General features: G+C 61.7%; 25 protein-coding genes and 1 tRNA gene. 3 read left to right on the top strand and 23 right to left on the bottom strand.

The window, feature by feature from the left end:
- Positions 1 to 142 precede the first annotated feature (142 nt).
- The 6 genes from ACJ8IN_RS04915 to xerD all read right to left on the bottom strand — a co-directional run bounded on the left by ACJ8IN_RS04915 (position 143) and on the right by xerD (position 6,537).
- Positions 143 to 216 (bottom strand) — tRNA-Gly (locus tag ACJ8IN_RS04915).
- A 146-nt stretch (positions 217 to 362) separates the two neighbouring features.
- Positions 363 to 1,880, bottom strand: coding sequence for a lysine--tRNA ligase (gene lysS, locus ACJ8IN_RS04910; protein ID WP_033649459.1), 1,518 nt, complete (start codon positions 1,878 to 1,880; stop codon positions 363 to 365).
- Positions 1,881 to 1,889: 9 nt separating this feature from the next.
- A protein-coding gene (prfB, locus tag ACJ8IN_RS04905; RefSeq protein ID WP_096242572.1) for a peptide chain release factor 2 occupies positions 1,890 to 2,988 on the bottom strand; the annotation gives its coding sequence in 2 pieces (ribosomal slippage) (positions 1,890 to 2,912 and positions 2,914 to 2,988; 1,098 coding nt in all).
- A 166-nt stretch (positions 2,989 to 3,154) separates the two neighbouring features.
- A complete protein-coding gene (recJ, locus tag ACJ8IN_RS04900) occupies positions 3,155 to 4,888 on the bottom strand; it encodes a single-stranded-DNA-specific exonuclease RecJ (protein WP_442519485.1) in 1,734 nt (577 codons plus the stop codon).
- 6 nt (positions 4,889 to 4,894) lie between these two features.
- Positions 4,895 to 5,611 carry a bifunctional protein-disulfide isomerase/oxidoreductase DsbC gene (gene dsbC, locus ACJ8IN_RS04895; RefSeq protein ID WP_033654072.1) on the bottom strand — a complete coding sequence of 239 codons (717 nt, stop codon included), beginning with the start codon at positions 5,609 to 5,611 and terminating at the stop codon, positions 4,895 to 4,897.
- A 26-nt stretch (positions 5,612 to 5,637) separates the two neighbouring features.
- Positions 5,638 to 6,537, bottom strand: a complete 900-nt coding sequence (gene xerD, locus ACJ8IN_RS04890; protein WP_033638574.1) for a site-specific tyrosine recombinase XerD — start codon at positions 6,535 to 6,537, stop codon at positions 5,638 to 5,640.
- A gap of 106 nt (positions 6,538 to 6,643) precedes the next feature.
- Between xerD and fldB the strand changes: the two genes are divergently transcribed.
- Positions 6,644 to 7,162, top strand: a complete 519-nt coding sequence (gene fldB, locus ACJ8IN_RS04885) for a flavodoxin FldB (RefSeq protein ID WP_033635825.1) — start codon at positions 6,644 to 6,646, stop codon at positions 7,160 to 7,162.
- A 37-nt stretch (positions 7,163 to 7,199) separates the two neighbouring features.
- Here fldB and creD read toward each other — a convergent pair whose 3' ends face one another.
- From creD to sdhE, 5 genes are all read right to left on the bottom strand, one after another.
- Positions 7,200 to 8,564 (bottom strand): cell envelope integrity protein CreD, encoded by a 1,365-nt coding sequence (creD, locus tag ACJ8IN_RS04880; RefSeq protein ID WP_041036554.1) that lies wholly within the window; start codon positions 8,562 to 8,564, stop codon positions 7,200 to 7,202.
- 80 nt (positions 8,565 to 8,644) lie between these two features.
- Positions 8,645 to 10,063, bottom strand: a complete 1,419-nt coding sequence (gene creC / locus ACJ8IN_RS04875) for a two-component system sensor histidine kinase CreC (RefSeq protein WP_308326011.1) — start codon at positions 10,061 to 10,063, stop codon at positions 8,645 to 8,647.
- Positions 10,060 to 10,755 carry a two-component system response regulator CreB gene (gene creB / locus ACJ8IN_RS04870; RefSeq protein ID WP_308326012.1) on the bottom strand — a complete coding sequence of 232 codons (696 nt, stop codon included), beginning with the start codon at positions 10,753 to 10,755 and terminating at the stop codon, positions 10,060 to 10,062. Before creB ends, creC begins: the two co-directional genes overlap by 4 nt.
- A complete protein-coding gene (locus ACJ8IN_RS04865) occupies positions 10,755 to 11,177 on the bottom strand; it encodes a protein YgfX (protein ID WP_033649453.1) in 423 nt (140 codons plus the stop codon). The genes creB and ACJ8IN_RS04865 overlap by 1 nt, the downstream gene beginning before the upstream one ends.
- Positions 11,158 to 11,424 carry an FAD assembly factor SdhE gene (gene sdhE, locus ACJ8IN_RS04860; protein ID WP_004931679.1) on the bottom strand — a complete coding sequence of 89 codons (267 nt, stop codon included), beginning with the start codon at positions 11,422 to 11,424 and terminating at the stop codon, positions 11,158 to 11,160. The genes ACJ8IN_RS04865 and sdhE overlap by 20 nt, the downstream gene beginning before the upstream one ends.
- 320 nt (positions 11,425 to 11,744) lie before the next feature.
- On the opposite strand from sdhE, the gene ygfZ reads away from it, so the two are divergent.
- The gene (gene ygfZ / locus ACJ8IN_RS04855) at positions 11,745 to 12,737 is read left to right on the top strand and encodes a tRNA-modifying protein YgfZ (RefSeq protein ID WP_308326013.1); all 993 of its coding nucleotides are present in this window, start codon (positions 11,745 to 11,747) and stop codon (positions 12,735 to 12,737) included.
- Positions 12,738 to 12,775: 38 nt separating this feature from the next.
- On the opposite strand, the gene ACJ8IN_RS04850 is transcribed toward ygfZ, so the two are convergent.
- Both ACJ8IN_RS04850 and trhA read right to left on the bottom strand, forming a co-directional pair.
- Positions 12,776 to 13,273, bottom strand: coding sequence for a DUF2165 family protein (locus ACJ8IN_RS04850; protein ID WP_033649451.1), 498 nt, complete (start codon positions 13,271 to 13,273; stop codon positions 12,776 to 12,778).
- Positions 13,274 to 13,423: 150 nt separating this feature from the next.
- Positions 13,424 to 14,098, bottom strand: coding sequence for a PAQR family membrane homeostasis protein TrhA (trhA, locus tag ACJ8IN_RS04845; RefSeq protein ID WP_060432491.1), 675 nt, complete (start codon positions 14,096 to 14,098; stop codon positions 13,424 to 13,426).
- 183 nt (positions 14,099 to 14,281) lie between these two features.
- Here trhA and ACJ8IN_RS04840 point away from each other — a divergent pair, with 183 nt between their 5' ends.
- Positions 14,282 to 14,890 (top strand): HD domain-containing protein, encoded by a 609-nt coding sequence (locus ACJ8IN_RS04840; RefSeq protein WP_047570649.1) that lies wholly within the window; start codon positions 14,282 to 14,284, stop codon positions 14,888 to 14,890.
- 40 nt (positions 14,891 to 14,930) lie between these two features.
- Here the strand turns inward: ACJ8IN_RS04840 and rbsK are convergent, their stop codons facing one another.
- From rbsK to ACJ8IN_RS04790, 10 genes are all read right to left on the bottom strand, one after another.
- Positions 14,931 to 15,857, bottom strand: a complete 927-nt coding sequence (rbsK, locus tag ACJ8IN_RS04835) for a ribokinase (protein ID WP_197846824.1) — start codon at positions 15,855 to 15,857, stop codon at positions 14,931 to 14,933.
- Entirely contained in the window at positions 15,854 to 16,762 is a 909-nt protein-coding gene (gene alsK / locus ACJ8IN_RS04830) for an allose kinase (protein ID WP_060431436.1), read from the bottom strand. Before alsK ends, rbsK begins: the two co-directional genes overlap by 4 nt.
- Positions 16,763 to 16,772: 10 nt before the next feature.
- Positions 16,773 to 17,444 carry a D-allulose 6-phosphate 3-epimerase gene (gene alsE, locus ACJ8IN_RS04825; RefSeq protein WP_033635837.1) on the bottom strand — a complete coding sequence of 224 codons (672 nt, stop codon included), beginning with the start codon at positions 17,442 to 17,444 and terminating at the stop codon, positions 16,773 to 16,775.
- A 31-nt stretch (positions 17,445 to 17,475) separates the two neighbouring features.
- Positions 17,476 to 18,510 carry an ABC transporter permease gene (locus ACJ8IN_RS04820; RefSeq protein ID WP_047570645.1) on the bottom strand — a complete coding sequence of 345 codons (1,035 nt, stop codon included), beginning with the start codon at positions 18,508 to 18,510 and terminating at the stop codon, positions 17,476 to 17,478.
- A gap of 10 nt (positions 18,511 to 18,520) precedes the next feature.
- Entirely contained in the window at positions 18,521 to 19,507 is a 987-nt protein-coding gene (locus ACJ8IN_RS04815) for an ABC transporter permease (protein WP_033635839.1), read from the bottom strand.
- Complete coding sequence (locus tag ACJ8IN_RS04810) at positions 19,500 to 21,017, bottom strand: sugar ABC transporter ATP-binding protein (RefSeq protein WP_060424049.1); 1,518 nt, start codon at positions 21,015 to 21,017, stop codon at positions 19,500 to 19,502. Before ACJ8IN_RS04810 ends, ACJ8IN_RS04815 begins: the two co-directional genes overlap by 8 nt.
- 2 nt (positions 21,018 to 21,019) lie before the next feature.
- The gene (locus ACJ8IN_RS04805) at positions 21,020 to 22,003 is read right to left on the bottom strand and encodes a substrate-binding domain-containing protein (protein WP_060424050.1); all 984 of its coding nucleotides are present in this window, start codon (positions 22,001 to 22,003) and stop codon (positions 21,020 to 21,022) included.
- A gap of 49 nt (positions 22,004 to 22,052) precedes the next feature.
- Complete coding sequence (locus tag ACJ8IN_RS04800; protein WP_004931653.1) at positions 22,053 to 22,871, bottom strand: DeoR/GlpR family DNA-binding transcription regulator; 819 nt, start codon at positions 22,869 to 22,871, stop codon at positions 22,053 to 22,055.
- Positions 22,872 to 23,182: 311 nt separating this feature from the next.
- The gene (locus tag ACJ8IN_RS04795; RefSeq protein WP_060424052.1) at positions 23,183 to 24,508 is read right to left on the bottom strand and encodes an MFS transporter; all 1,326 of its coding nucleotides are present in this window, start codon (positions 24,506 to 24,508) and stop codon (positions 23,183 to 23,185) included.
- Complete coding sequence (locus tag ACJ8IN_RS04790; RefSeq protein ID WP_060424054.1) at positions 24,505 to 25,158, bottom strand: DUF4286 family protein; 654 nt, start codon at positions 25,156 to 25,158, stop codon at positions 24,505 to 24,507. The genes ACJ8IN_RS04795 and ACJ8IN_RS04790 overlap by 4 nt, the downstream gene beginning before the upstream one ends.
- Between the last annotated feature and the right edge of the window lie 42 nt (positions 25,159 to 25,200).

Raw genomic sequence — 25,200 nt, 5'->3', positions numbered from 1 at the left:
CGGCATTTTTTTGCCCCGCTTTCTTCACCACAGTGCTGATGATGCGGTTGGAATGGCGGACAAACAGAAACAGCGCTTTATGAGCAAAGGATTGGTTCGGGATAACGTTTCGAAGAATCAGGATGTTTTCAAGAGGGAGTGCTGGAGCGGGTGAAGGGAATCGAACCCTCGTATGCAGCTTGGGAAGCTGCCGTTCTACCATTGAACTACACCCGCATCGGTGTGCGACAGGCATTATAACCGGTTATCGGCGGCGGGCAAGCGGAGATGGCGCGTAACTGTCGATGTTTTAAGCGGTTAAGTCCGGTGGGCGAAAAAAACCGGCGCAGTTGCCTGCACCGGTGGTTTCACGCTAAACGGAATTATTTCTGTGGGCGCATCGCCGGGAACAGAATCACGTCGCGGATGGTGTGGCTGTTGGTGAACAGCATCACCATGCGGTCGATACCGATGCCCAGACCGGCGGTCGGCGGCAGGCCGTGCTCCAGTGCGGTGACGTAGTCTTCGTCGTAGAACATCGCTTCGTCGTCGCCGGCGTCTTTGGCGTTCACCTGATCGGCAAAGCGCTGTGCCTGGTCTTCGGCGTCGTTCAGCTCGGAGAAACCGTTGCCGATTTCACGGCCACCGATGAAGAACTCGAAGCGGTCGGTGATTTCCGGGTTAACGTCGTTGCGGCGCGCCAGCGGCGACACTTCAGCCGGGTACTCGGTGATGAAGGTCGGCTGAATCAGATGGCTTTCCGCCACTTCTTCGAAGATCTCGGTCACGACGCGGCCCAGGCCCCAGCTTTTCTCAACCTTGATGCCGATGGATTCGGCGATGGCCACCGCTTTACCCATGTCGGCCAGGTCAGCCAGATCGGTTTCCGGGCGGTATTTCTTGATCGCCTCGGTCATGGTCAGCTTTTCGAACGGCTTGCCGAAGTCGAACACTTCGTCGCCGTACTGCACCTGAGAGGTGCCCAGCACTTTCTCGGTCAGGGTGCGGAACAGCGTCTCGGTCAGCTCGATCAGGTCTTTGTAATCCGCGTAAGCCATGTAGAGTTCCATCATGGTGAACTCTGGGTTGTGACGCGGAGAAACGCCTTCGTTGCGGAAGTTGCGGTTGATTTCGAATACGCGCTCAAAGCCACCAACCACCAGACGCTTCAGATACAGTTCCGGCGCGATGCGCAGGTACATGTCGATATCCAGCGCATTGTGGTGGGTGATGAACGGACGCGCGGACGCGCCGCCCGGGATCACCTGCATCATCGGGGTTTCGACTTCCATGAAGCCGCGTTCCACCATGAAGTTACGGATAGCCGACATCACCTGCGAACGCACCTTGAAGGTGTTGCGCGATTCTTCGTTGGCGATCAGGTCCAGGTAACGCTGGCGGTAACGGGTTTCCTGATCCGCCAGGCCGTGGAATTTGTCCGGCAGCGGGCGCAGCGCTTTGGTCAGCAGACGCAGCTCGGTGCAGTGGATCGACAGTTCGCCGGTCTTGGTTTTGAACAGCTTGCCGCGTGCGCCGAGAATATCGCCCAGGTCCCACTTCTTGAACTGGTCGTTGTACACGCCTTCAGCCAGATCGTCGCGCGCGACGTACAGCTGAATGCGGCCGCCCACGTCCTGCAGCGTGACGAAGGATGCCTTGCCCATAATGCGGCGGGTCATCATGCGGCCGGCGACGGTCACTTCTACGCCCAGCGCTTCCAGCTCTTCGTTGTCTTTATCGCCGTACGCGGCGTGCAGTTTGTCGGAGGTGGAGTCGCGACGGAAGTCATTCGGGAACGCAATGCCGTTCTCGCGCAGGCCGGCCAGTTTCTCGCGGCGGGACTGCAGTTCGTTATTGAGATCCAGCGCCTGATCGGCGCCCTGTACTTGTTGTTCAGACATTTCTATTCCTCATAACCCGGCTTTCAAACTTGCCTCAATGAATTTATCCAGGTCGCCATCCAGTACGGCCTGCGTGTTACGCGTTTCGACGTTGGTGCGCAAATCCTTGATGCGGGAGTCATCCAGCACGTAAGAACGGATTTGGCTGCCCCAGCCGATGTCGGACTTGTTGTCTTCCATCGTCTGCTTATCAGCATTTTTCTTTTGCATCTCAAACTCGTACAGCTTGGCTCGCAGCTGTTTAAACGCTTGATCCTTGTTCTTATGCTGAGAACGATCGTTCTGGCACTGCACCACGATGTTGGTTGGCAGGTGAGTAATACGTACGGCGGATTCGGTTTTGTTAACGTGCTGACCGCCCGCACCGGAGGCGCGGTACACGTCGATACGCAGATCCGCCGGGTTGATTTCGATATCGATATCGTCGTCGACTTCCGGGTAGATGAACACCGAGCTGAACGAGGTGTGGCGACGGCCGCCGGAGTCGAACGGGCTCTTGCGCACCAGGCGGTGAACGCCGGTTTCAGTGCGCAACCAGCCGAACGCGTAGTCGCCGATGATCTTGATGGTGGCAGATTTCAGGCCCGCGACGTCGCCGTCGGACTCTTCGATCACTTCGGTCTTGAAGCCCTTGGCTTCGGCCCAGCGCAGGTACATGCGCAGCAGCATGCTGGCCCAGTCCTGCGCTTCGGTGCCGCCGGAGCCGGCCTGGATATCCAGGTAGCAGTCGGCGCTGTCGTATTCGCCGGAGAACATGCGGCGGAATTCCAACTGATCCAGCTTGCTCATCAGCTGATCCAGCTCGGCGACCGCTTCGTTGAAGGTCTCTTCATCGTCGGCTTCCACCGCCAGTTCCAGCAGCCCGCCGACGTCTTCGCCGCCCTGCTCCAGCTGATCGATGGTTTCAACGATGGCTTCCAGCGCGGCGCGCTCTTTGCCGAGCGCCTGTGCGCGCTCCGGCTCGTTCCAAACGTCCGGCTGCTCCAGCTCGGCGTTGACTTCTTCTAGGCGTTCCTTCTTGGCATCATAGTCAAAGATACCCCCTAAGAACCGCAGTCCGCTCGGACAGGTCCTGAATTCGGTTTTTTACCGGGTTAATTTCAAACATGGTTTCGTTCTTTTACGTTGATGTCGTCGATGGCGGAATGCCATTGGAACCGCTAATTCTAACGGATCCGGGCGGCAGTTTATAGCGAGTTGGTCAGTTTTTGTGGCGATCGGGAAGGATGCGGGGGATTGGAGAGCCCAATCCCCGAATTGTGTTCAATTTCGCCTCAGCGCGGCCAAAGATGCTGGATCAGCAGCTGCACGTTGCGGTTGCCGCGGAACTCGTTGACGTCGAGCTTGTAGGCCAGTTCGACCTCGCGCACGCTGCTGTCCGGCCACAGCGTGGTGTCCACGTTGAATGCGATGCCGTCGAGCAGCGGGCCGCCGCCGAGCGGCTCCACCATCAGCTTCAGGTGTTTCTCGCCCACCAGCCGCTGCTGCAGGATGCGGAATTTGCCGTCGAAGGTCGGTTCCGGGAACGCCTGGCCCCACGGGCCGCCCTCGCGCAGCAGCTCCGCCGTCGTCAGCGACAGCTCCTGCATCGCCAGCTCGCCGTCAGACCAGATCACCCCTTCCAGCATCGCCGGATCGAGCCATTCCCCCACCAGCTCGCCGAAGCGCTGGCGGAACTCGTCGAACCTAGCCTCTTCCAGCGACAGCCCGGCCGCCATCGCGTGGCCGCCGAACTTCATCATCAGCCCGGGGTTCAGCATATCCAGCCGCTCCAGCGCGTCGCGCATGTGCAGGCCAGGCACCGAACGGCCGGAACCTTTCAGGATGCCGTCGCCCGCAGGCGCGAACGCGATCACCGGGCGGTGGAAACGCTCTTTGATACGTGAGGCGAGGATACCCACCACGCCCTGGTGCCATTCCGGGTGATACATCGCCAGCCCGTAAGGCAGCTCGGTACTGGTGCGCTCCAACTGGTCGCACAGCTGCAGGGCTTCCACCTGCATGCCCTGCTCTATCTCGCGTCGCGTCTGGTTCAGCGCGTCGAGATCGTTGGCCAGCATACGCGCCTGCGCGATGTCATCGCTCAGCAGCAGCGCCACGCCGATCGACATGTCGTCCAGCCTGCCGGCGGCGTTAAGACGCGGGCCGAGAGCGAAACCGAGATCGTTGGCCGCCAGCTGGCGGGCATCGCGGTTGGCCACCTCAAGCAGCGCGCGGATGCCCGGACGGCATTTGCCGGCACGGATGCGGTTTAACCCCTGATACACCAGAATGCGGTTGTTGGCGTCCAGCGGCACCACGTCGGCCACGGTGCCGAGCGCCACCAGATCCAACAGTTCCGCCAGATTGGGCATCGCCAGCGCGCGCTGTTCGAACCAGCCGCTGTCCCGCAGCCGGGCGCGCAGCGCCAGCATCAGGTAGAACGCGACGCCCACCCCGGCCAGCGATTTGGACGGGAAACCGCAGCCGCGCAAATTAGGATTGACGATCGCTTCGGCCGCCGGCAGGGTCTCACCCGGCAGGTGGTGATCGGTCACCAACACCTGCATGCCCTTGCCGTGCGCCACGTCGACGCCGGCGTGGGAGGAGATGCCGTTATCGACGGTGACGATCAGCTCCGCGCCGCGCGCCGCCGCCTGCTCCACCACTTCTGGGCTCAGGCCGTAGCCGTCTTCGAAGCGGTTCGGCACCAGGTAGTCGACGCTGGCGCCGCCCATGCTGCGCAGTGCCAGCACCGTCAGTGCGGTGCTGGTGGCGCCGTCGGCGTCGAAATCGCCCACCACCATGATGCGGCGGCCGTCGGCCAGCGCCTGTTGCAGCAGGCTGACGGCGTCGTCGATGCCGTCCAGCTGTTGCCATGGCAGCATGCCCTTGACGCCGCGTTCCAGCTCTTGCTCAGCCTGCACGCCGCGCAGGGCGTAAAGCCGGCGCAGCAGCGGCGGCAAACTGGCGGGCAGATGCGTGTCGTCCGCCGCCGGGCGGCGACGTAGTTGCGTTTTGATACTCACCGGCGATTAACCACCGGCTTTGGTGGCGGCCTGGTGCGCATCCAGCATAGCGGCCATCTCTTTCGGCCCCTGATAGCCCGGGATCATCATGCCGTTTTCCAGGATGATCGCCGGCGTGCCCTGAATGCCGAACTGCACGCCCAGCTCGTAATGCTTGCTGATGTCGGTTTTGCAGGTCGCCGGAGAAACGGCATCGCCCTTCATGGCGGCGTCGAACGCCTTGGCCTTGTCGGCGGTGCACCAGATAGACTGCATGTCTTTTTCAGCCTGGGAAGCCAACCCCTGGCGCGGGAATGCCAGGTAACGCACGGTAATGCCCAGATCGTTGTACTCTTTCATCTGCTGATGCAGCTTGTGGCAGTAACCGCAGGTGATGTCGGTGAACACGGTGATCACGTGTTTCTCTTTCGGCGCCTTGTAGACGATCATCTGATCTTTCAGCGCGTCCATCTTGCTGCCCAGCAGTTGGTTGGTCACGTTGACCGGCTCTTTGCCGCTGACGTCGAACAGCGGGCCCTGCAGAATGTGCTTGCCGTCTTCGGAGGCGTACAGCACGCCGCTGTCGGTCAGCACGGTTTTCAGGCCGTTGACCGGTGAAGGCTGCACGTCCGCCTGCTGGATGCCCAGGCTGGCGAGCGCTTTTTTGATCGCCGCGTCATCGGCATGGGCGGCGCCGGTCACCGAAGCCACCAGCAGAGAGAGCAGCATTAAACCTTTTTTCATTGTTCCAATCCTTTCGAACCCGCCGCTCAGGCGCGCGGGTGATGCTGTTGATGTAGCTGTTTCAGTCGTTCGGTCGCTACATGAGTATAAATTTGCGTGGTCGAGAGATCGCTGTGCCCTAACAACATCTGTACGACACGGAGATCGGCCCCATGGTTCAGCAAATGGGTGGCGAACGCGTGCCGCAACACGTGCGGCGACAGACGCTCGCTGTCGATGCCCGCAAGGATGGCATAGTGTTTGATGCGATGCCAGAACGTCTGTCGGGTCATTTGCTGGCAGCGGGTGCTGGGGAACAGCACATCCAGCGTCTGGCCGTTGACCAGCCACGGGCGGCCGTGCTCCAGATAATTTTCGATCCAGTAGACCGCCTCTTCGCCCAGCGGTACCAGCCGCTCCTTGTTGCCCTTGCCGATCACCCGCACCACGCCCTGCCGCAGGCTGACGTCGCTGATGCTCAGCCCCACCAGTTCGGAAACCCGCAGCCCGGTGGCGTACAACACTTCGAGCATCGCCTTGTCGCGCAGTTCCAGCGGCTGATCGACGCAGGGCGCCTGCAGCAGCGCATCGACCTGCGCCTCGCTCAAATCCTTCGGCAAACGCTGCGGCAGCTTGGGAGACGCCAGCTGCGCGGTGGGATCGTCGGCGCGCAGCTTTTCGCGGTACAGGTACTGAAACAGGCGGCGCATGGCGCTCAGCAAACGCGCGGAGCTGGTGGCCTTGTAGCCGCCGTCCACCCGCTCGGCGAGAAACGCCTGCAGATCCAACGCCTGCGCCTGCAGCAAGGCGGTGTTTTGCTGGCCAAGCCAGGTGCCCAGCGCCTGCAAATCCAGCCGGTAGGAGGCCAGCGTATTTTCCGCCAGATTGCGCTCAAGCCACAGCGCATCCAGGAATTGTTCAATCAGCGCATGGTCTTGCTGTTGCACGCGGTCCTCTCTTTGTTGCATTTCCACCCGCGCCATTATGCCTTAAGCCGACGCAAATCAGGTATACTCGCTGCAATTCTCTAAACGGCAACGTAACGGTTTACACATGAAGATTGGTCTGTTTTACGGCTCCAGCACCTGCTACACCGAGATGGCGGCAGAAAAAATCCGTGAGATTCTGGGTGAAGACCTGGTCGACCTGCACAACCTGAAAGACGTCTCTCCCAAGCTGATGGAGGACTATTCCATACTGATCCTCGGCATCCCGACCTGGGATTTCGGCGAACTGCAGGAAGACTGGGAAGCGATCTGGCCGCAGCTGCCGGCGCTGGATCTGAAAGGCAAAATCGTCGCCATGTACGGCATGGGCGATCAGCTCGGGTACGGTGAGTGGTTCCTTGACGCGCTGGGCATGCTGCACGATCACATCGCGCCGCTGGGCGTGCAGTTCATCGGCTTCTGGCCAACTGAGGGCTTCGAGTTCACCAGCCCCAAACCGCTGAGCGCCGACGGCAAACACTTCGTCGGCCTGGCGCTCGATGAGGTCAATCAATACGATCTGAGCGAAGAGCGCCTGCAGCAATGGTGCGAACAGATCCTGCTGGAAATGGAGCCGCTGCTGTAGCCGCTATCGGGCGCTCAACGCGCCCGATTTCCCCCGCTTATTTCCACAGACGGAAGCGTGGCTCGTCTTCGCCGGCCGGCGTTTCCTTTGCCAGACGCGCCGGATCGGCCACCTGATACCAGTCCAACTTGCGCGTCAACAGCATAATGCCCGCCAGAATGGCGAACAGCAGCCCCGCCCCCAGCACCAACGCATTGTCCTCCGACTGCAGCAGCAAATAGAGCACGCCGTACAACAGCAATAGGCTCGCGGCGAACAGCGCACCGCGCAGCTTGCCGCGCAGCACGGCGCTCAGGTAGAAGCCGATCAGTCCGCTGCAGGCGATGCTGGCCGCCAGGTAAGCGAGAGCGAATCCCAGGTGTTCGGAGAAGGCCAGCAGAATCAGGTAGAACAACACCAGCGCCGCGCCGACCAGCAGGTATTGAATCGGGTGCACCCGCAGCCCGGTCAGGGTTTCGAACAGGAAAAACGCCATAAATGTCAGCCCGATAAACAGCAGCGCGTATTTGACCGCGCGCTCGGTCAACTGATAGTGATCGACCGGTTCAACCAGGCTGGCGCTGAAGGCCGGCAGCTTGTCCTCGTCGATAATGCCATCATCGTAATGGAACGCACTGTTGATGTTGTTGGCGAACCAGGTGCTGCGCCAGCGAGCGCTAAACCCTTGCTCCGTCACCTTGCGTTCGTCCGGCAGGAAGTTGCCGAGGAAATTCGGGTGCGGCCAGTTGCTTTGCAGCTGCAGCTCGCTGCTGCGCCCCAGCGGCACCAGCGACAGGCTGCTGGTGCCCGCCAGCGTCAGGGTGAAGTCGGCGCTCAGCCCCGCTTTTTGTTGCAGCGCCGCCAGCGTCAGCGGTGCGTGGATCCCCTGGCGCAACGATCCCACGCCGGTGCCCGGCTCAAACGCCACCGGCTGCGGCGTTGCCAGCGGGGAAATGCTCTTGATGCCGCGAGAATCGCTCAGTGCCACCAGCAGGAACGGCTGGCCGACGGTCACGTTGGCGCGTTGCAAATCCGCCAGCTCCGGCTGGCCGAAACGCACCTTGAAATTCAGCGGCCCCTGGTAAACCTGCGTCTGATAAATGCCCAACTTGCGCACTTCCACATTCGGCGCCCCCTGCACCTGAAGCGACTCCGGCAGCAAATAGCGGTGATGCTGCACCCGCTGCACCACCGTTTGTCCTTTCTCGTCTTTTTTTTCTTCTCGTTCAACATAAGGAATGACAATCAACGGGCCGAGCACGCGCTGCGCCCCGCTGGTGCTTTCGCTCACCTGCCCGACCACGCTTTGCCGATAGCCGCTGCGTTCGTCGATCACGCTCATCAGTTGGGCGATGGGGATCAACATCACCACCATCAATCCCAGCAGCGTGGTTATTTTCCAGAAAAGTACCGATTTCATCATGCTCGCTCCTCGTAGGTAATGAGGCCACGATAAAACCCGCAGGTGAAATCAGAATGTGGTTATGTGAAGGGAAGGTGAAGTCACAGCGATAACATGAACGTCGCTTCCACCCCGTGCGGCCGGCGGTTGCGCAGGTGAATGCCGCCATGATGCAGACGGGCGACCTCCTGCACGAAGTTCAGCCCCAGCCCGCTGCTTTTTGGCCGTTCGGCGCGCGGCAACGAATAAAAACGTTCGAACACCTTATCGAACGCATAGTCAGGAATGCCGCTGCCGTCGTCGCAAACGCTGATGCAGTAATGCTGTTCCCGCCGTTCGCCTCGCACGCTGACGCAACCGCCCGGCGGGGTAAAGTCGATCGCGTTGTCCAGCAGGTTGGTCAGCGCCTGGCTGATCAGCAACGCATCGCCGTTCAGCGTCACCTCCGCCAGCGCCTCCAGCCGCAACCTGACGCCGCGCTGCGTCGCCTGCGCCTCTTTGCCCACCACCGTCTGGTCGATCAACGCCGCGATCGCGATGGGCGCCGTCTCCATTTCTGGCCGACTCTCCAGCCGCGCCTGCACCAGCAGTTTATCCACCAGTTGTTGGATGCGCGCGCTTTGCTGCTCAATGTTGGTGAGAAAACGCCGAGCGGTTTCCGGCGGCGGCAACTCCTGCAACAGCTCCGCCGCGCCTCTGATCGCCGCCAGCGGGCTTTTCAGCTCATGCGTCAGGGCATGCGCATATTGTTCGATATAGGCTTTGCCTTCCAGCTTCAGGCGCATGCTCTCCAGCGCCTGCGCCAGCTGGGTCAGTTCCCGGCCGCCCACTTTGGGCAATGGCGCATTTTCGCCCTGCGCCACCCCATCGGCATAACGCACCAGCCGGCCTATCGACCGGTTGATCCACCAGACGAACACCGCCCCGATCAGCAGAGCGATCCCCAGCAGCAACGCGCCGGCCCACAGAATGCGCCGTTCGCTGCGCTTGATCACCGGCGCCATGGTGCTGTTGGGTTTACCCACGGTGAGCACGCCGATAATGCGCCCTTGTTCTATCACCGGCGCGGCCACATACATCACCGAACTGTTTTCATCCTGCGGGTCGCTGCGGGTGCTGCGGGCGCCGTACTGGCCGCGCAGCGTTCGATAAACGTCATTCCAGCGCGAATAATCCTGCCCCTGCGCGCGGCCGGCGGAATCGAAGATGACCCGGCCCTGGGCATCGGTAAGATAGACGTGGTATTCACTGCGGTCCTTGCGGATGCCGGAAATGTTGGCGCCGATCGGCCGCTGATTCAGCTGCGTAAACGCCTGCGCCAGTTGGCCATGCGCCGCATCGCCGCGCTGCATGTCCTGACGGGCGATCTGCGCCAGCAGGTTGGCGGTGTCCACCAGCGTGCCTTCGGTAGCGCGCCGCACGCCGGGCTTCACTTCCTGGACGAAAATGCTCAGCACGAAGTACCCGGCCACCGCTACGATCAGAAAGTACCCCAGCAGCAGGCGCAGGCCAATTTTCATGGCTGGCGGCTCACGCTGTAGCCCAATCCGCGGTGGGTGTGGATCGGCGGTTCACCGGGTTCAACCGCACGCAGCTTGGCGCGCAGTGTTTTGATGTGGGTATCGACGGTGCGATCCAGGCTTTCTTCCGCCTGCGCCCAAACGCTTTCCATCAGTTGCTGCCGCGAGAACACCCGTCCGGGCGCCAACAGCAGCGTCTTCAGCAGCAGGTATTCGTAACGGGTCAGCGGCAGCGGCCGCTGATGGTAGGAGATGGTGGCCGCGTCTTCGTCGAGCGCGAAAGCGCCGAAATGGTAGGGCGCGCTCTGCTGCAGGCGCTGCTGCTTGTGCAGGCGACGCAAAATGGTGCGCACCCGCGCGCTGACCTCGCGAGGAGAGAACGGCTTGGCGACATAGTCGTCAGCGCCGATCTCCAGCCCGATCAGGCGATCCACTTCATCACTGCGGGCGGTGAGAAACAGAATCGACAGGTCGGCCGCCTGAGCCAGCAGGCGGCGACACAATTCAAAGCCGTTGATGTCCGGCAAACCGACATCGAGGATAGCGAGCGCGGGCGCGCCTTGCGCCAGCGCCTGCAACGCCGGTTCCGCGCGTTCGAACCAGCGCACCTCGAAGCCTTCGCTCTCCAGCGTGTAAACCAGCGTATCGGCAATGCTGGGTTCATCCTCCACCAACCAGAGTACGGGTTTCATCAGGGATCCTCGCCGTCACCCGCCGGCGGATACAGCAACAGCTGCCGCAGGTGGCGCCACTCCTCTTTGCTCATGCAGTCGGAAGCCAGCCACAGCCGGCGGCGCTTTTTGCCCTCCATCGGCAGCAGCGTCAGCAGCATGCCGTAACCCGGCATCCACGGTTTTTTCGCCAGCCGCCACTCGCGGCCGTGCCAGCTGAAGCGCCGGTCCGCCAGCAGCCGCAGCTCGCCCTGCGCCGCGGCGATGCGCTTCTGGCTGCGAATGCACTGAAACACCACCAGCGTCAGCAGCACCAGCCAGAGCGGGCCAAAACCTTCCGGCCAGGGCGAAATCAGGATCAGCAGGATCAACACGCCGTGGGTCAACAGTGAAAACAGCTGGGTGCGCCAGGAAATGCGGATATCACATCGCCACTGGGCCACGGTCTTTATTTCGCGTTTGGATCAGGGTCACCATTCTCTGCAGCTCGCCGTCCTGCGGCGCGCCATGATTCATCAGCCAGTTGAACAAATCGGGATCGTCGCACTCCAGCAGGCGGATAAACAGCGCCTTGTCCGCGTCATTCAGGCTGTCGTATTCGTACTCGAAGAACGGCATGATGGAGATGTCCAGCTCGCGCATGCCACGGCGGCAAGCCCAGTGAATACGTGCTTTGTTGTTAATATCCATGTTGTTATGACTCACCTCTTTTCAGCGCGGCAGCGCCAGCGCAGGGTTCAAATGACACACTGTATGGCAACGCCGTCGCAATATAATTCCATCAGCCGGGGATCTGTCTGCAAGGGTGCCCTGGCCGCAAGCCTATAGAGTAACAATTTGACATACACGCCGGGAAGGCGCTTTGCTGCGGAAAGCGTAATAAAGCGCAAAATGCCAAAAAAAGCGCACCCCGGCGCCGCGGCGCGAATAACAGTTTGCAAAGCCCGCCGCCTCTTTTACCATGGGTTCAATACCCTTCAGGTAAGCTAAACGTTGAGCAGGAACTTACTATGGCGCATAACATTCCATTCCCACCCCGTCAGCCCTCCGCTTCCACCCATCTGCCCCTGACGCTGATCTCGCTGGAAGATTGGGCGCTGGTGACGCTGAACGGGCCGGACACGGTGAAATATCTCCAGGGTCAGGTGACGGCGGACATCGACGCGCTGGCGGCCGATCAACACGTGCTGTGCGCCCACTGCGACGCCAAGGGCAAAATGTGGAGCAACCTGCGTCTGTTCCACCGTGGCGAAGGCTTCGCCTATCTGGAACGCCGCAGCGTGCTGGACAGCCAGCTGGCGGAAATCAAAAAATACGCGGTGTTCTCCAAAGTCACCATCGCCGCCGATAACGACGCGGTGTTGCTGGGCGTCGCCGGTTTCCAGGCGCGCGCCGCGCTGGCGGATCTGTTCGCCACGCTGCCGAGCGCCGAGCACCCGGTGGTGCAGGACGGCGAGACCACGATTCTGCACTTCAATGCGCCGGCGGAACGTTTTCTGCTGGTGACCCGCCCCGCCGTGGCCGAACAGCTGATCGGCAAACTGCATGACCAGGCGGAACTGAATGACAGCGGCCAGTGGCTTGCGCTGGAGATCGAGGCCGGTTATCCGGTTATCGACGCCGCCAACAGCGCGCAGCTGATCCCGCAGGCCACCAACCTGCAGGCGCTGGAAGGCATCAGCTTCAGCAAAGGCTGCTATACCGGTCAGGAGATGGTGGCGCGCGCCAAATTCCGCGGCGCCAACAAGCGTGCGCTCTACTGGCTGGAAGGTAAGGCCGCCCGCGCCCCGCAGGCGGCGGAAGATTTGGAGCTGCAGCTGGGTGAAAACTGGCGCCGCACCGGCACCGTGCTGGCGTCAAGCCAACTGGCCGACGGCACGCTGTGGGTACAGGTGGTGATGAACAACGATTTGGACGCCGACAGCAAGCTGCGGGTGCGCGAGGATGCCGCCAGCCAGCTGGCGATCAAACCGCTGCCGTATTCGCTGGCCGAAGAGAAATAATCTGTCGGCCGCAGGCGCCCTGCCTGCGGCCGTCTTCGTTACTCGTCCAACTCCCCGTCGCGCTGCACCAGATAAATCAGCACCAGAATGATGGTGACGAAGAAGCGAAACGCATCGGGCACGCCGTTCCACTGTTTCGACATCCACATGCCAAACCACTCGCCCCCAATCGACATAAAGCCGACCTGCCAGGTGAGGAAGCCCAGCGTCAGCCCCACTACCGCCAGCTTTTTCCGGCCGTTGAAAGCTTTAGCGGGCAGTTTCAGGCCGCACAGCAAGCGCAGGCCGCCGATCCAGCACAGCAGCGCGGTCAGGCTCTCCAGCGCAATGATGAAGATATAGCCGGCGTGATGCAGCCACGGCGTTTGTATCGAACGGTAGCCGATGGTGGCGTCGGGGAAAATGGTGTCCATCATAAAGACGTGGCGCACGAAGGCGAAGTTGGAGCCGTAATCGGTGATATTGCCGAAGGCCACCAGCGAAGCGAACAAAGCGATAGCGCAGACCAGCAGCGCTTTGGATAAGCGAACGATCATCGTGATGAGTCCTGAACAAAGTTTAGAGAAAGAGTATGCGGGCTCAGAAATGAAAGAACGGGCTTGCTGGATACCCGAAAGAAGCAAGCGCCTCTTTTTTAAAACAAAAGAGGCGCCCGTTCAATACGCATTCAGACGTAGCGATAACGTTTAGACGTAGAGGTAGATCGCCATGAAATGGCAGGCGCTGCCGCCGAGCACGAAGGCGTGCCAGATGGCGTGGCCAAAGCGAATGCGCTTGGAGGCGTAGAAAATCACCCCCAGGGTGTAGACCACCCCGCCAATCGCCAGCAGCGTGACGCCGCCGGCCTCCAGCCGCGTAATCAGCTGATAAATCACAATCAGCGACAGCCAGCCCATCGTCAGGTAGGTCACCAGCGACAGGGCTTCAAAACGGTGGGCGAAGGCCAGTTTGAACAACACGCCGAGCAGCGCCAACCCCCAGATTACCGCCATCAGGCCCTTCGCCAGCGGCGAATCCAGCCCCACCAGCAAAAACGGGGTGTAAGTCCCGGCAATCAGGAGATAAATGGCGCAGTGGTCAAATTTTTTCAGCCAATGCTTGGCCTTCTGATGCGGGATCGCATGGTACAGCGTGGAAGCGAGAAACAGCAGGATCATGCTGCCGCCGTACAGGCTATAACTGGTGATGGCCGTCGCATCGGCGCCGGTATTCACCGCCTGCACCAGCAGCAACACCAGGCCGACGATACCGAACACCAGCCCGATGCCGTGGCTGATGCTGTTGGCGATCTCTTCCGCCCACGGATAAGCCGCAGCGACAATCTTATTGCTCCCGGCTTTCACTACGTCCGTTTTCCCCATAACGCGCAACCCCTCAAAATGCCCTGCTTTGTGCGAAATTAACGCAAAGCAGCTTAACTGAGAATAATTCCAGTGTACACGTGTACGCTAAAATAAAAATGTGAACGCGTGTAACCATCGAAATCGCCCGCCCGGTGGTCTACAATCGTCAGGCTTTACCCCACCCACCTTGAGGTTTACACCATGTCATCCGCTGTACCCGCGTTAGATTTCGGCACAATGACCCAGGTCATCCAGTTCCTGATGGAAATCGATAAGTTGAAAGGCGTGCAACGCCGCACCAAAGTGCTGGGCACCCAGCGCCAGGAAAACTCCGCCGAACACAGTTGGCACTTCGCCATCGCCGCCATGAGCCTGGCGCCCTACGCCGGTGCTGACGTAGACATTCAGCGCGTGATCCAGATGGCACTGCTGCATGACATTGTGGAAATCGACGCCGGCGACGTGCTGGTCTACGATCTGGCGGCCCGCGCGGCGATCCACGATCAGGAAGTGGCGGCGGCGCGCCGCCTGTTCGGCATGTTGCCGGAGGCTCAGCGCGAGTATTTCACCGCTTTATGGCAAGAATATGAAGATGGCGAAAGCGCCGATGCACGCTTCGCCTTGCTGCTGGATCGCACCATGCCGATGCTGATGAACCTGCACAATGAAGGCCAGAGCTGGGTGGAAAACGGCATCAGCCTGGAGCAGGTGCTGGCGCGCAATGCATCGATCGCCGACGTGCACCCCGAGCTGTGGCACCACATGGAGCAACACCTGCGGGATGCGCAGCGCAAAGGCTGGTTGAAGTAAGTGAACCGGGCTGCCGCCTCTTCGCCGCAGCCCGTCAACGTCAAGCGAACGCCCGCTGGCGTTCCAACGCCTCCTCATAGCTCGGCATCGATCCCGCCGCCCCGGCGCGCTCCACGCAGATCGCCGCGTAAGCGGCGGCGAAGCGCACCGCATCGGCTAACGGCACCTGATTCGCCAGCTGCGCCGCCAGGGCGCCGTTAAACGCATCGCCCGCGCCGGTGGTGTCTTTCGGCTGCGCCGGAAACGCCGGGATCAGCTCGCTGTTTTCCCCGTCCGAGAACAACGCCCCCTGCGTGCCCAAGGTCACGATCAGTAAGCGAATGCCTTTGGCATGCAGCACCTGCGCCGCCTGGCGCGCCGAAGCCACATCCCGCACCGGCACGCCGGTCAGCAACGTACACTCGGTGGCGTTGGGCGTCAGCATATCGACCTGTGCCAACAGGCTGTCCGGCACCGGCTGAAACGGCGCCGGGTTGAGAATGATGAACGTCTGCGCCTCGCGGGCGATGGCGATCACCTGCTCAATCGCCGGCAGATTGTTCTCCAGCTGGGTCAACAGAATATCCGCCGCCGCGATCGCCGGCCGGCACTGGCGCACCTCATCTTCGCTGACCGTCAGGTTGGCGCCAGGATCGACGGCGATCATGTTCTCCGCCTCCTCGCCGGCAACATAGATAAGCGCATTGCCGGTCGGGCAATCGCCGGTCGAGAACAGCGTCACCGCATCGAAACCGGCGGCGGCGAGATGGCGCCGGGCAAAGGTGCCGAAGTCGTCGCGCCCCACCTTGCCGATATAATGCACCCGCGCCCCGGCGCGCAGCGCGGCGGTGGCCTGGTTGGCCCCCTTACCGCCCGCCCCCATCATGCTGTTGCGGGCGATCAGCGATTCGCCGGGCTGCGGAAAGCGCGCCATGCCGGCGACGATATCCAGGTTGAACGAACCGAACACGCAGACTTTGCCTTTCATTGCGGGTACTCCCTGCTCAATTGGAAATGGCGCCAGGCGGCCAGGCAGGCGCCTTTACTGCCGGTTTCATCGGTCAGGCGGCTGACGGAGATCGCCAGCCCCTGCGCCGGCTGCGGCCCGCGCAGATGGCGGCGGATCTCGTGCTCCAGCTGCGCCAACGGGAAACCGCTCATGGCGATCACGCCGCCGCCCAGCATCAGTCGCTCTGGATCGAGCACGTTCATTTCGATGGCGATGGTCTGCGCCAATCGTTCGACGAAGCGCCGCAGATCCGGATGATCGCCGTGGCGTTCGAACAGCCGTTCGAACGGCGTTTGCGCCGCGTTGGCGCGCGCCCAGCCGGTCAGCCAGTGGCCGGAGGTCAGGCTCTCGACGCAGCCCCGTTTACCGCACGGGCACTCGCCCTGATGGCCCGGCCAGGGAATGTGCCCCAGCTCGCCGGCGGCGCCGTGCGCCCCGTGGTAAAAATCGCCGTTCAGCCACAGGCTATTGCCCATGCCGGTGCCCAAATACAGCCCCACCGCCACCTGCGGCAGCGCCGGCAGCTGCTGCAAGTCCCACCACAGCAGGTGATTGACGTCTTTATCCATCCGCACCGGCAGCGCCAGCAAATCGGCCAACAGCGCCGCCACCGGCTGGGCATCCAGCGCCGGAATGAACGGCAGCGACAGCACCCGCGAGCGATCGCGGCTGAGGATCCCCGGCAGCCCGAGCATCACCTGCGCCACCTGACGATCCTGGCAATGCCCGGCGATCAGGCGGCCCAACGCCACCAGCGGATCGGCCTGCCGTGCCCAATCGGCGGTCGCTATCTTGCGGTACCCGCTGAACTCGCCGTCATCATCCATCAACAGCAGGCGGGTGTTGGTGCCGCCGACGTCAACGCCAAGAAAATGCCGCATCATGTCCCCCGCCTCAGGCCGCCTGCCGCATCTGATCCAGCATTTTTTCCCATGCCGTCTCCAGATCCGGATCGAGGTTGAACAGCCCGGAGCTGCCGACGATCAACACTTCCGCGCCGGCGCCCATCAGATCGCGGTAGGTGCGCTGATTGCAGGATCCGTCGATCTCGATCAGATAGCTCAGGTTTTGTTGGCGTTTCAGATCGCGCAACTGGCGGATCTTTTCCAGCATTTCGGGAATGAACGGCTGCCCGGCATAGCCCGGATCGACGGTCATCACGGTGATCTTATCCAGCAGATGAAGGTAGTGGCGGATAAACTCCACTGGCGTAGCCGGGTTCAGCACCACACCCACTTTTTTGCCCAGCGCGCGGATCTGGTTGATCACCCGGAACGCGTCGCGGTTGATGGTTTCAGCGTGCGGGCAGATAAAGTCCGCGCCGGCGCGGGCGATCGGGTCGATAAAATCGGTCGGGTTCTCCACCATCAGATGCACGTCCAGCAGCAACGAGGTGTGCGGGCGGATCTGTTCGATAAAGAACGGCGACAGCGTGATGTTTTTAACGTAGTGCCCATCCATGATGTCGATATGCAGCATATCGGCGCGGCGGTTCAGCACCGCCAATTGCTGCCGGATATCCATCAGGTTCATGCACATCAGTGAAGGTGAAATCTGGTATTTCATTAGCGTTATCCTGCGCAAAAGGGAAAAAGGATCAGTGGCCTGCCGCGGCTCTGGCCTGGGCCGCGCTGCGGCGCATCGCCCGCCGCTGCCGATAGCGATGGCGGAAAAACTTCAGCGCCAGCACCGCAATCAGTACCGCGCCCCACATCGCCAGACTGAAGTGCGGGCTGACGTTCATCAGGTTCAAACCGGTGGCGATCACCTGCAGCACGATCAGCGCCAGCACCACGCCGCTGACCCGGCCAAAACCGCCGAACGGATCGGTGCCGCCCAGAATGATCGCCAGCACCGTCAGCAGCAGATAAGAGTCGCCGTAGCCCATGCGCGCCGAGTTGAAGCGCGCCATCATCACCAGCCCGGCAATGACGCACAGCAGGCTGGAGAGGGTGTAAATGGCGATCAGCACCCGATGGGTATTCACGCCGCTGAAGTGGGTGGCGTTGATGTTGCTGCCGCTCATGTAGATGCATTTGCCGAGCCGGGTTTTCTGCAAGAACAGCGCCAGCAGCACGGCAACCGCCAGAAAGATCCACAGCGGCACCGGCACGCCCAGCACGCGCTCGGCGCCGATAAACCGCACGATCTCCGGCATGCCGCTCAGGGCCGCGCCGCGCGTCAGGTAGATGCCGATGCCGTTGACCGTAGTCATGGTCGCCAGCGTCACCAGAATCGGATGCGCGCCGACGTAGGCCACCAACGCGCCGGTCGCCGCGCCGATCGTCACGGCCAGCAGCATCGCCGCCGCCAGCGCCAACACCAGCCACAGCGCCTGCAGCCCCAGCCCGGCGTCCGGCGGCAGATAGCTGATGAACAGCCAGGCCATCAGCAGGCTGGTCAGGTTGGCGCTGGCGATAATGCACAGGTTCAGGCCGCCGCTGAGGATCGGGATGAACATCGCCAGGGTCAGCAGGCCCAGCTCCGGCAGCTGGAACGCCACGCTGGTGAAGGTGGCGCCGCTGAAGAAGCGCCCCGGCATCAGCAGGCTGAAGGCCAGCACCACCGCCAGCAGCAGCGCCAACAGGCCGACGGCGGTGCCGTCCGGACGAAATTTCAGGTAGTTGCCCATCAGGCGCTCCTCAGGCGAAACCGACGTCGGTTTCTTTGCGTTTCTTGTAGTGAGTGACGGTGATCGCCGCGACGATCACCAGGCCGATCACCACGTTCATGAAGTAGCTGGACACGCCGATCAGGTTGAGGCCGTTTTTCAGCACGCCGATCAGGAATACGCCCATCAGCGTGCCGATCACGCTGCCCTTGCCGCCGTTCAGGCTGGCGCCGCCCAGCACCGCCGCCGCCAGTACGTCGAGCTCACCGCCCACCAGCGCGTTGGGCACCACTTCGCCCATGCGGTACACCTGCACCAGGCCGCCGATCGCCGCCATCACGCCCAGATAGCCGTAGGCGAACAGGTGCAGCAGGCCGACGCGAATGCCGATGCGCCGCGCCGATTCAGCATCGCCGCCGACGGCAAACAGCTGGCGCCCGAGGTGCGTCTTGTTCAGCAGCAGCCAGGTCAGCAGCGCCACCGCCAGCATCACCAGCGTCGGCAAACCGAGCTGATAGCTCTGTTCACCCAGCTGGAACGGCAGCACGCTGCGCGGCAGCGTCCACCAGTCCGGCAGCGCGTACAGACTGCGGCCGTTGGTCAGCCACATCAGCATGCCGAACAACAACGCCTGCATGCTGATGGTGACGATGATCGAGACGATGCGCAGGCAGTAGATCAGCAGCGCGTTAACCATGCCCAGCGCGGCGCCGATCGCCAACGCCAGCAGAATGCTGCCCGCCGGGCTGGCCAGGCCGTAATGGGTCGCCAGCGTGGCGATCAGGTACTGCACCACCGAGGCCACCGCAGCGAAGGAGATATCGATGCCGCCGGTCACCAGCACCACGAACAGGCCGAGGGCGAAGATGCCGCTCACCGCATAGCTTTCGCAGAGATCGAGCAGGTTTTGCACCGTTAAAAACTGCTCGCTGAGCAGCGAAAAGACGATGACCGTCAGCAGCAGTACCCAGGCCAGGTAGCCTTCGTTGCCGCGCGGTTTCAGGCTGAATCTACGCATTGACCGCCTCCGCCAGCTGTTGCTGGCTCACCTGCCCCGGCAGGTACTCGCCGATCACGCTGCCGCCGCTGAAGTGCAGCACCCGATCGCAGTTGTAATACACCTCCGGCACTTCGTCGGAGATCAGCAAAATGGCGATCCCCTCCTGCGCCAGCAGATGGATCAGTTGGTAGATGCTGGCCTTGGCGCCGACGTCGACGCCGACGGTCGGCGAGTCGAGGATCAGGATCCGCGGCTGGGTCAGCACCCACTTGGCCAACACGATCTTTTGCTGATTGCCGCCGGACAGCGTCGAAACCGCCTGCTCCGGATCCGCCACCCGCACGCCGAGTTTGGCGATCCACTCCGCGACGATGCGATTCTTGCGGTAGTCGTCAATCAGGCGAAAACGCCCGCGCAGCTTATCGAGAATGGTCAGCACCGCGTTGTCCGCCACCGACTGTTGCTGCACCAGGCCGAGCGTCAGGCGATCCTCCGAGACGTAGCCGATGCCGGCCTTGATCGCGTCCTCATGGCCGCGAAAGCGCACCGGTTTGCTGTCGAGGTAGAGCTTGCCGCTGTCCGGCCGAGTCATGCCGAACAGGCTCAGCGCCAGCTCGGTGCGCCCGGAGCCGAGCAGCCCGCATAGACCGAGCACCTCGCCCTGATGCAGCCGGAAGCTCACGTCCTGGTACTGCCCGGTGCGGCTGAGGCGATCCGCCTCCAGCAGCACCCGATCCTTATTCATGCTCGGTGACTTCAGGCGATAGTCCAGCTTCAGACCGGTCATCAACTCGGTCAGACGATCGCCGGTGATCTCCGCCGCCGGCCAGGTGCCGATCTTGTTGCCGTCGCGGATCACCGTGACGCGATCCGAAATCTCCAGCACCTCGTCCAGCCGGTGGCTGACGAACACCACGCAGATGCCTTTCGCTTTCAGGTAATCCACCGTGCGCAGCAGCTGATTGACCTCGGTGCGGGTCAGCGAGGCGGTCGGTTCATCCATGATCACCAGCCGCGCCTCCGCCACCAGCGCGCGGCAGATCGCCACCTGCTGGCGCTGGGCGATCGGCAGCTCCGCCACCCGTTTGTCGAGATCCAGATGGAAACTCAGCTCCTGCAGCAGGCGCTCGGCGGTGCGCCGCAGCCGCGCCGGGCGATGCCACCCCAGCAAACCATGCAGGTTGTGCTCGAAGGCGATGTTTTCCGCCACCGTCAGGTTGGGAAACAGCGACAGATCCTGGTAGATCACCTGAATGCCGAAGGCGCGCGCCTGATCCGGCGACAACCGACCGAAGGTTTGCCCGTCGATGGTGATGCGGCTGCCGTCGTCCGGTTGATACACGCCGGCGATCGCCTTGATCAACGTACTCTTGCCGCAGCCGTTGGTGCCGGCCAGGCAGTGCACTTCCCCCGGCATCAGCGCCAGCGAGATAGCGTTCAGCGCACGCTGCCCGCCAAAGGTCATCGACAGCTGTTGCAGCGCGATCAGCGGCGCGCCCTGGGTTGCCGTATTGCCGGAAATCGCCATGATTACAGCCCCATCTTCACCAGCTTCGGCAGGTTTTGCTTATCCAGGCTTTCGGTGGCGTTGCCGAGAATGGTGTGCTGCTGTGCATCCACCTGCACCTTGCCCATGCCTTCGATGGTCATGCCGTCGGTGATCTTTTCTCCCTTGTGCATCATGTCGGCGATGCGCACGAACACTTCGCCCGCCACCATCGGGTTCCAGATGTAACCGCCCTTGATGGCGCCGCGATTGACCAGCGAAGCGCCCTGGCCCGGGCTGAACGGCCCGATGACGCAGATATCGTTGCTTTTGCCGCGGTTGAGCACCGCGCGCCCGGCGCCGATCGGCCCCTGCGATCCGAACGCCAGCACGCCTTTCAGATCGGGATATTTGGCCATCAAATCGTTGGTGGTGCGCACGCTGTCATCCAGCGATTCCCCCACGCCGAACTTGTCGCCCACCAGCTGCATGTTCGGGTAGTGCTGCTTCTGGTAGTTGATGGCCGAGTCCGACCAGGTGATATGCAGCGGCACCGTCAGGCTGCCGACGTACACCGCGTACTTGCCCTGCTCTTTCATGCAGGTGGCCAACGCTTTCATGTGGTTGACCCCGTGCTGCGAGGCGTCCACCAGCTCAAAGTCCCAGTCGGCGTACTTCTGGCCGGGGGATTCGTGCACGATCACCTTGATGCCCGCCTCCTGCGCGCGCTTGAGCACCGGCTCCAGCACCCGGGCGTCGTTCGGCACCACGCCGATGATGTCCACCTTCTGCGCGATCAGATCTTCGATGGCGCGCACCTGCAGCGCCGGATCCGCCGCCGTCGGCCCGACCATCCAGGCGTCGATGCCGCGTTTGGCGCCTTCGCTTTTGATGCCGGCCTCCATGGCGTTGAACCACGGAATGCCGCCGATCTTCACCACCACGCCCATTTTCAGCTTGTCCGCCGCCTGCGCGGATAGCGACAGCAGCAGCGAGGCAAACAGACCGACCAGTACGGATTTTTTCATTGTTCTCTCTCCACAAGTGTTGGCTGTAAATAAGGGGGTTTCGTTGTTGTTATCGCGCCGCCCTTTTCGCGGCGGGTGAAACTTCAATCACGTCGACGTTGTTCCAGGCCAGTTCCTGACGAAATTCGTCGTCGCTGAGCCGATCGGTGATTAAGGTATCTATCTCCCGGTAGTGGCAGATGCGCGCGAACGAGCGGCGGCCGAACTTGTTGCTGTCCACCAGCAGGAACTTGCGCTCCGACGCCAGCAGCATCTGCTGCTTCAGCCGCGCATGGTGCTCGTTGCTCTCGCGGATGCCGCCGTCCTGGCAGATGCCGTGGCAGGAGAAGAACAGCTTGTTGATCACGAACTCCTTCAGCATCTGCTCCGCCAGCACGCCGATAAAATCCTCATACTTGGCGGAATACTCGCCCCCCAGTCCGATGGTGCGCACGTTGGCCTTGCAGGCCAGCGTCTGGATGATGTGCAGCGAGTTGGTCAATACCACCAGCGAGATATCCGGCAGTTGGCGCGCCAAAAACCAGCTGGTGGAGCTGCTGTCCAGCAGCAGACAATCCCCCGGCGCGATAAATTCCAGCGCGCGTTTGGCGATGCGCGTTTTCTGCTCCGGCGCCTCGTTGCTGCGCTGGCGGAAAGATTCCCCCTGGTCTATCTCGGCGGGCACATAGGTTTTCTCCACCGCCGGCGGCTCGACGAACACCGCGCCGCCGTGGCTGCGCAGCAGCAGGCCGCGCCGTTCCAGCAAGGCCAGATCACGCCGCGCCGTCTCGATAGAGATGTGGCACAGCTGCGCCACCTCCTGCACCATCACGCGGCCGCGCTGGCTCAAGACTTCGGTGATAAAGCGATGACGTTCTACAGGCAGCATGTTTCTTTTCTCCTCCAGGACGATGATTACGATATCGATTTGCCGCGCCGCGTTTTGCGCGCAGACGCAAAGCGTATCGCCCCGCGACCGGTCAACGATCGCGGTGTGATAGTTGTCAAAAAAATCGGGAAGGAAATGAAATGAATAATTACGAAAGTGTGGAGTAACAGGCAGTTATGATGTGTGTGCGTCTTAGGCAGACAGGAGAGAAACGGTAAGCGGTCACAATTCCACGTTCCGCAACATGACCGTTAATGACCGTTTTTGTGGTTTTGACCGAACGCCGGGCCTAAAGTAGCCCGGCATTCTATTTACAGCGGCTTATGCACCGTTTCCCGCGCCGCCCATACCGCCCAAAGCGTGATAAGCAGAGCCAACGCGACATAGGCGGAAATCGCCAGCGTGCTGTCGTAAGATTTAAACAACGAAGTGATGATCAGCGGGGCAAAGCCGCCACCGATAATCCCCGCCAAGGTATAGGCTAACGACGATCCGGCATAACGCACCCGTGTCGGGAACTGTTCCGTGATGAAGGCCGCCTGTGGCCCATACATCGCCGCATGGATCAACAGCCCGATCACTACTGCCGTGCAGATCAACACCGGTTGACTGCTGTCGAGCAGGACGAAGAATGCAAACGCCCACGCGATCGCCGCCAATGCACCGCCGATATACACCGGGCGACGGCCGAAGCGATCCGACAATGCGCCAAACAGCGGTACCGCGACGGCGTTGCCTATCGCCCCCAGCATGGTGGCGCCCAGCGCCAGCGGGCGCGGCAGATTCAGCACGGTGGTGACGTAGGTCAACGTGAACACGACCACCAACGCATAGAGCACGTCAGAGCCGATACGCGATCCGCCGGCGATCAGCAGTGGACGCATGTGCTGCGTGAAGACTTCGCGGATCGGCGACTGCGTAACATCTTTCGACGCCTCCAGTTGCAAAAATGCCGGCGTCTCACCCACCCCCCGACGCAGCCACAAACCGAAGATGACCAGCACCAGGCTCAGCAGGAACGGGATCCGCCAGCCCCATTGCTGGAAATCGTCCGCCGACATCGCCAACGTCACCAGCGTAATCAGGCCGGTGCCGATCAGCGAACCGCAGGACGGCCCTACCTGAGCAAAGGACGCGTTGCGCCCGCGCTGATGCGGCTTACCGTGTTCCATCGACAACAGCACCGCCCCCGCCCATTCTCCGCCCAGCGCAATGCCCTGAATAAAGCGCAGCGTCACCAGCAGCAACGGGCTCCAAATCCCCCAGCTGGCATAGCCGGGCAACAATCCCATCAGCGCCGTGGTCACGCCCATGATCACCAGCGTGGTGACCAGCACAAAGCGCCGCCCCAACACATCGCCAAGGTGGCCGAACACGATGCCACCGATCGGCCGGGAAACATAACCCACCGCGTAAGTGGAGAACGCCAGAATCGTGCCCACCAGCGGATCGAACGATGGGAAGAATACATGGTTGAAAATCAACGCGGCCATGATGTTGTAGACGGTGAAATCGTACCATTCCAACGCCGTGCCGATCGAGCTGGCCGCCGCCAGCTTGCCGGTATTGGGCGGTGCGGCGGCACTTTCTGCGGCCGGCGCGGCAGCCTGTGCCGTTTCAGTGGTGTATGCGTTCATAATGTCAGCTCCTGTGCGGTCAGTTGCCAGCCAAGGGCATAGTGCCAGGCATCGGCGGCGGGCATGTTCAGCGCTTCAGCGGCCTGCTCGCTTAAACGCAGGCCGGCTTCGGCGTCGCTGCTTTCGATCAATAGCATCGGCAGCATTCGGCGGTTTTCTCGCGATTCTTTCGGCAGCGGGGAACTGAGTTCGGCATCCGGCGTTAACAGGCTGCTGCGCACAAAGCCAGGCTGTTCAGCCAGCCGCGCGCCCAGTTGCAAGATGCGGGCATGCAGCGCTTCCGATGCCGCCGACGGCAGCACGAAGATACAGAGATGACTGCCGCACCCTTGGCCGGTGACCGCCTCCACCGCACACACCCGGCGCATTGGATCACGCATTTTCTCCAGGCTGGCCACCGACCAAGGCGTTTGGTGTTGAAACGCGGCGCGATAGGCTTCGGAGGTAAAACTGGCCAACGATTCGGTTTTATACAGCCCCAAATATTGACGCCCGCCCTGCAATGCCCGATAGCGTGTGCCGGATAAAAAGCCGGGCACCCGCACCCGCTCCTCCACGTGTTCGCGGTCATACCAGCGATTGAAATCCGCATCATCCTGCGTGGCGACATCCGTCGCGACAAACAGCATTCCGTTCGGGGAATCGTTCATGGATATTCTCCTGGTCATCTCAAAAGGCAGGCCTGCGCCCAC

The organism is Serratia sp. CY31944, from assembly GCF_052169175.1.
Taxonomy (GTDB): Bacteria; Pseudomonadota; Gammaproteobacteria; order Enterobacterales; family Enterobacteriaceae; genus Serratia; species Serratia sarumanii.
Note: the sequence above shows the minus strand (reverse complement) of the source record. Positions and strands in the feature narration are given on the sequence as shown.